Annotated in this window: 3 protein-coding genes; all 3 read left to right on the forward strand. The window is 42.0% G+C overall.

Translation table 11 applies throughout. The annotated features are described in order from the left end of the window. Positions 1 to 409 precede the first annotated feature (409 nt). The 3 genes from BLS64_RS04620 (at position 410) to BLS64_RS04630 (ending at position 6,885) form a co-directional block, all read left to right on the forward strand. Positions 410 to 3,484, forward strand: coding sequence for a SusC/RagA family TonB-linked outer membrane protein (locus tag BLS64_RS04620; RefSeq protein ID WP_093112175.1), 3,075 nt, complete (start codon positions 410 to 412; stop codon positions 3,482 to 3,484). Between the two features lie 107 nt (positions 3,485 to 3,591). After that, positions 3,592 to 4,830 (forward strand): RagB/SusD family nutrient uptake outer membrane protein, encoded by a 1,239-nt coding sequence (locus BLS64_RS04625; protein WP_176763421.1) that lies wholly within the window; start codon positions 3,592 to 3,594, stop codon positions 4,828 to 4,830. Positions 4,831 to 4,938: 108 nt separating this feature from the next. Beyond that, entirely contained in the window at positions 4,939 to 6,885 is a 1,947-nt protein-coding gene (locus BLS64_RS04630) for a putative porin (protein WP_093112179.1), read from the forward strand. Positions 6,886 to 7,366: the final 481 nt, after the last annotated feature.

The raw sequence follows: 7,366 nt of genomic DNA on the forward strand, positions 1-7,366 counted from the left end.
AAATAAGTTGACAACACATAAAAATGGAAAATACTGGGCCTTGCCTCGAAAGTAACTGGCAGGAAATCTGAATAGAGTGTTTCTGCAATATTCCACAGGTTACACCTGTAGAGGCTTTAATCTCATTCCGAAAACGCATAAAGAATTTAAGTTGTCCTGTCGCAATAGACAATTGGGAGAAACAATTAATAAAAATAACGCTTTTTTAATTTCTGTTATATTTTAATATAAGTTTCCATTACTATCTATTCCTCAGGGTGATAAGGATGAGTTCTCGATAAATTCAGCTGTTTGCAGGCGTATATTTATATGATTCTTAAATTATTAACAATTCGAACTGGTGCAGAGAGTTGCTTTATTAAGAATTTATTAGCATTTTTGGCTCTGGCTAATTCAAATAAATTATAAAATGAAAAAAAGTTTAAGTGGAATTCTAACACTGTTACTGGTGTTAGTTGTGCAAATATCCTTTGCGCAAGAAAGAACAATCACCGGGACGGTAGTCGATGAAAACGATCTGCCTTTGCTTGGGGTGAATGTTTTAATTAAAGGAACAGCGGTTGGTACGCAAACAGATTTTGACGGAATGTATCAAATTCAGGCCAACCAGGGTGATGTTCTTGTCTTTACTTATGTAGGTATGGAGAGAACTGAAAGAACAGTAGGAGCTAATAACACCATTAATGTAAGTATGGCGCCCGATGCTCAATCCCTTCAGGAGGTAATCGTAGTAGGGTATGGGGAGCAAACAAGAAAATCTCTTACTACCGCGGTTGCCAAGGTGGATGGTGAGCAAATCAAGAGTATCGCTACACCAACCGTTTCTGGTGCTTTACAAGGTACGGCTAACGGTCTCCAGGTGAACCAAAACTCTGGTGCGCCGGGTGGAGGTTTTTCTGTGCGTGTTCGTGGAGCCAGTTCTATTAGTGGATCAAATGAGCCGCTTTACGTTGTAGACGGAGTGCCTATCTTATCAGGTAGTATTGGTGAAAATGATTTTTTTGGGGGTCAGAACAACGACGTTTTAGCAAACATCAATTTCTCTGATATTGAGTCTATCCAGGTTTTAAAAGATGCTTCCTCAGCTGCTATATATGGTGCCAGGGGTGCCAACGGGGTAGTGCTTATAACTACTAAAAGAGGAAAAGCCGGGAAGACTTCTGTAGAGGTTAATTCCTATACAGGATTCCAGGAGCCTATTGATAAATATGAACTCTTCACTGCCGGTCAATATTACGAGTTTGGAGACAGAGCTTTTGAAAGTGCTTTTGGAGTACCCGGTATGCTTTCTCAGGGGATGATCCTCGGAGAGAATATTCTTGAAAGAGAAGGGGCTGCCAGCTTAGAAGAGCTATATGCTATGGATTTTGGAGATGATTATATTGATGCAGTGTACCGTGATGGGGCTGCAATAGTTAGACAAACAGATGTTACCTTAAGTGGAGGGTCTGAAAAAGCGCGTTTTTATACTAACTTCACCGATTTCAATCAGGAAGGTGCAATTAGATCTCAGTTATTCAAGAGAAGATCTTTGTCTTTCAACGCTAATTTCCAGGCAAATGAAAAAATGGATCTTGATGCCGGAGTAAGTATAACCGAATCTTTTAACAGAAGGGTGAACGGAGATAACAATATCTACGGAGTTCTTTCTACTGCAGTTTTAGAAAGACCAGGCGAGGACCTTTTCAATGAAGATGGAACTTACAATACCAGTGCGTTTATATTTTCAAATCCATTGCAGAACGCATTAGTAGATAAATCTACATCTGAGAACTTGAGGATCTTCTCAAACCTTGGATTGCGCTACGAAATCTATAAGGATTTAAGCTTCTATTCTAAGGCTTCTTTGGAGCGTCTAGATTATAATGAATTGGTATTCAATCCTGCTACTACCAGGAGAGGACAGGGGTCAAATGGATATGCCTATAAAGGTGTATACCAGATCAACAGATGGAACGTTACAAATACTTTGAACTATAGTAAGAATGTTGGTGATTTCGACTTTACCGGACTCTTAGGATTCTCTTTTGAAGGAACCAATACAGAGACTACTCAGGTAGACGGAAATCAGATTCCTGCCGGATTGGAACTTCCTGGTAACGCTGCTGTTCCTACTACAGCTTACAATGCAATTAACGAGAATAAATTATTCTCATATTTTGGTAGAGCAGGGATTTCCTACCTTGACAAAATATTCTTCGAAGGTACTTTGAGGGCAGATGCCTCTTCTGTTTTTGGTGCAGGCCAGCAGATAGGTTACTTCCCGGCATTTTCCGGAGCTTACATCATTTCAGATGAAGATTTCATGGAAAACAATACCCTTACTAACTGGAAACTCCGTGCTTCCTGGGGACAAACCGGTAACTCTACAGGTTTAGGAAATTATGGTTCAAGAGGATTGGCGTATGTAAGGTCTTACGAAGGTAATCCTGGTCTTGGGGTAGGTCAATTAGCGGCTCCAGATCTTTCCTGGGAAACTACTACTCAGTTGAACGTTGGTACAGATATCACTTTGTTTGACAGAATAGATCTTACGTATGACTACTATGTTAAAACAACTGATGACCTGCTATTGAGTCGTCCTTTAAGAAACTCTTCAGGGTTTACTTCCGTAGCAGCTAATGTTGGTAAGGTGGAGAACAGAGGGCATGAGATCTCTTTGAATGCCAGAATATTCCAGGGTGATTTTAACTGGACCGCTCAGGTTCAGGCTGCTTACAATGAGAACGAGATCCTTGCATTAGAAAGAGATGCGGCTGGAGAATATATTCCAATCGACAGAGGATTTGCGACACGACTTGCAGTAGGTGAATCTCTAGGTGCTTTCTACGGATTGCAGGCTGATGGGATCTACCGTGAAGGAGATGAAATTCCGGACGCTTTAGTAGCAAGAGGGATTGGCCCCGGGGATGTTAGATACATTGATGTAAATGGGGATGGTACCATTAATGCCAATGACAGAACCTTTATTGGAAATGCTATGCCAAAATGGACAGGGAACTTCAGGAACACTTTCAGGTGGAATAATTTTGATCTATCGGCTAACCTGCAATTCGAGCAAGACAAAGATATCTTTAACAACAGTTTAGGATTTGCGGGTGCTTCTGGTTCCTGGTTATTCAATAAATTCTCTTCGCAATTGGATTATTATACTGAAGACAATCAGGATGCGACCTTGCCTGCACCGCGTTATGGTAGTAGACAATCTTACAACAACCAGGATTCTGATAGATTTATTGAGGATGCCTCTTATGTGCGTTTAAAAGAAGTGGTGTTGGGTTATACTCTAAATCCTGAAATCAAGGGAACTCCTATTTCTCTAAGAATTTATGTGGGAGGTGACAACCTATGGACAGAAACTGATTACACTGGATTGGATCCTGAAGTAAACGCTTTTGGAAGTGACAATGCTGCCAGGGGAACAGATTTCTTCACCCAAGGATTGAACAAAGTGTATAAAGTTGGTGTGAATCTTAAATTTTAAAAGAAAAAATAATGAAAAAAATTAAAAATATTGTAATACTCTTTGCTGTAGCTATAGGTCTTAGCTCATGTGCAGATGAGTTTATTGAAACTGAGCCGACTACGGCTGTGAGTCCTGATGCACTCATTACTGATATTGCCTCTGCCAGGGGAGCTGTTAATGGGTTGTATGACCGAGTACAACAAACTTATATTACTGCCGGTTATAATGCCTTTCTTACTGGACTTTTCGCTGATGAATTAGCTCATGTTGGATCCTTTCCTTCATTGGCCGAATATGCGAGTAATGATATCGACTTGAATAACATCGAGAACACCCGATATTGGACAGATCACTTTGAAACCATCAACGCGGCGAATATCATTATAGACAAGCTGCAGGAAGTGGAGATAGATAGTGAAGCTTCTGCAGAGTTAACTGCTCAAGCCAAAGCTGTAAGAGCTTTTATGTACTATAGATTGGTTAAAGTTTATGGAGGAGTTCCTTTGGCTTTAACCGGAAATCTTTCTGCCACGGACATTGATACTAATCCACTTCCGAGATCATCTGAGAGTGCGATATATGACCAGATCATGCTGGATCTTGGAGATGCGTTAGCTGATATCAGAACAAGCGGGAGCCTATACTTTTTCAATGAGAATTCAGTGAGGGTACTAAAGGCTTTGGTTGAAATGGAACTGGAGATGTACACCCAGGCGGAAGCCACTTTGGCTCCTGTCATTGGAGAATACACTCTGGCAACTAGCTATGCTGACCTGTTTGGAGGAAACGCAAGTACACAGGAAGGTGTTTTTGCTATTAATTTCGCTGATTTTGATGGTAACTCCTATGCCTTTTATTACTTAGAGTCAGGTGGACGTTATGAAGTAGCACCTAGTGGTGATCTTTTGTCTTCTTTTGAAGCGGGAGACGAAAGAACTAGTCAGATCATAGGAGAGAATCCACAGATATTTAAGTTCAAAGATCCTGGTAGTGGAAGTGATGACGTGTATATCTTTAGATATGCTCACGTTTTATTGATGCAGGCCGAATTGCTGGCGCGCAGGGGGGATGCTACGGCTTCAGATTATATTAATATGGTGAGAAATCGTGCAGGTCTAGGTGATGTTGTTCTTGATTCAAGCAATTTTATCGACTTGATCGCTCAGGAAAGATTCGTTGAATTCTACGGAGAAGATACTGATCGGTTATTTACCTTAACTCGATTAGGGATCGCAGATCAGGAAATTTCATCTAAAGATAATAATACCTTTATTCCTGAAAGAAATAACCTTTGGCCAATTCCGCAGCAGGAGATCGAAAGAAACTCTGCAATTACAGAGGCCGATCAAAATGCCGGTTACTAAATATGATCTTTTAAGATTAATTAACCGCCCCCCACCAGGGGCGGTTTTTTTATTTATAATCTCCTCATTTTCCTCATTTATCCTACTTTTGCTTCTGTAGAAAACTATATGAAGCAAAAAATTCTCATAATAATTGTTCTTTTTCTGTTGCCCGTTGTCACTTTCGGCCAAATTGAGAGGACTAACAGGCCGGCTCTTCGAGGAATGGGTGCCGAACAACAGGAGCCTTCACAAAGAAAAAAAGAAGCAGGCCCCGAACCGGCACCGGTTTCAGAATACAAGATCATTTCTGTCGATAACGACACCACCTTTGTCGACACTTCCCTAACCATTCATAAAGACTATAAATTCAACTACCTCAGGAAAGATAATTTCGAACTGCTTCCTTTTTCGAATGTGGGGCAGACATATAATAAGCTTGTCTATGATTTTACAGAGGGAGATCACCTCCTTCCGCAGTTTGGCGCCAGGGCAAGACACTACAATTTTATGGAGGTAGATGATATTTACTATTATCACGTCCCTACACCCTTCACCGAGCTTTACTTTAAAACCGTTTTTGAACAGGGGCAGACACTCGATTCCTTTTTTACTATAAACACTTCCGAAGATCTTAACTTTTCGATCGCTTATAAGGGACTGCGTTCCCTGGGGAAATACCAGCACATGTTGGTGAGCACCGGGAACTTCAGAACCACCGTTTCATACAATACGCCTAATGACAGGTATCACTTAAGAACGCACTTTGTGTCGCAGGACCTCATGAACGAAGAGAATGGTGGGCTCACAGCAAGATCTCTCGAAAATTACATTTCCAAAGACCCTGAATTTGATGACCGCTCCAGGCTGGACGTAATGTTTGAAGATGCAGAAAGCACCTTATACGGAAAGCGTTTTTACCTGGACCATTCCTTTGCCCTTGGAAGTATGGGCCCTGCAACCCGGACCGGCTTTTCCATAGGCCATAAATTAAATTATACCTACAAGAAGTTTGAGTTTCGCCAGGCGACCGCAAACGATCTTTTTGGTCCTTCTTTTGAAGAAGTGGGAATCCATGACGAGACCCGGCTGGAGTCCGTGTATAACGAAGGCTTTTTGGAATATACTTCCGAAGCCCTGGGACAACTCAAGTTCAGATCAGGTTTTACCCATTATAATTACGGCTATGAGACGGTGCTTGATCTCGAATCGGGGTTTATTGAAAATCGCCTGATAGGAGATGTATTGTCGGCGGGGGCGTCTTACTCCAATAATCTTGGCGGGTTTGATCTGGTGGCTGATGGAATGCTGAACATTGCCGGAGACATGGATGGCTATGATCTCGAGGGGCAGCTTTCCTATACTTTAAGTGACGAACTTTGGGCTGCTGTGGCCGTAGATGTGAATGACCGGGCACCCAACTGGAATTTTTTGCTCTATCAAAGTGACTATATAAATTACAACTGGCAAAACGACTTTTCAAATGTCAACACTCAGGGCTTGAAGTTTCGTTTGCTTGCGCCCAATTGGGTAAATGTCGAAGCTGCCTATACCCGGGTCGGAAATTACACCTATTTTGCAGCAGATGATATGGGATTTATCAAGCCATTCCAGGATGGTGGGCAGTTGAATTATGGTAAGGTGAAAGTGGCAAGAGATTTTGATTTCGGGAAATTTGCCCTGGCCAATACGCTGCTTTTCCAAAAGGTCTTTGAAGGCGAAGACGTTCTAAATGTGCCTTCGTTCATAACCCGCAACTCCTTTTACTATCAGGATCACTGGTTTAAAAAGGCGCTTTATTTGCAAACAGGGTTTACGGCAAATTATTTTCATAACTATGAAATGAACGCTTATGATCCTGTCCTGGCCGAATTCTATGTGCAGAATGACCGGGAATTTGAAGGGCTGCGATCTGTGGACTTCTTCTTTAACGGAAAGATCAGGCAGGCCCGGATCTTTTTTAAACTGGAACGGTTGGATGCTTTACTGCTCGGGAATAATAACTTTGCGGCGCCTTCCTACCCGTATCGCGATTTTGCTGTGCGCTTCGGCCTGGTCTGGAATTTCTTTATGTAGTCTTTGGGCGTTCTTCTCCCGCCGCCGCAGGAGAAGGCGCGTGTTCCGCTGTAGCCCTGCCCGATGTAATATCGGGCTTGCCTGCCGAAGCTTTTGCGTAGGCAGGGGCTGCCGCTTCACCCGCTAACGCAACAGCTTATTCTTTGATTTTCAGTCTAAGTCAACCCTGACAGGGTTCCAAACCCCTGTCAGGGTTAGAGAGGAGTTATAAGAGCAAATTATTTTTTCCTTTCAAAACCCACATTTTCAAGCTCTTATTCCTGAGGCTTAAAATAATCTTAAAAAAGTTGCGTTTGGAACTTGCAGGATTGAAAAGAGGGCGTATATTTGCACCCGCTTTGAGAAACAACAAAAGCTTTTGCGGCAGGCGTTGTGAGGTCAGTAATAACGGGCGATCGAAGCAAAACGTTCTCTGAAAATTTTTTGAATTTTATTTTGGAAGCTAACAAAAAAAGGTTGTAGGTTTGCACCCGCTTTGAGA

The organism is Salinimicrobium catena (assembly GCF_900102915.1).
GTDB classification, from domain to species: Bacteria; Bacteroidota; Bacteroidia; order Flavobacteriales; family Flavobacteriaceae; genus Salinimicrobium; species Salinimicrobium catena.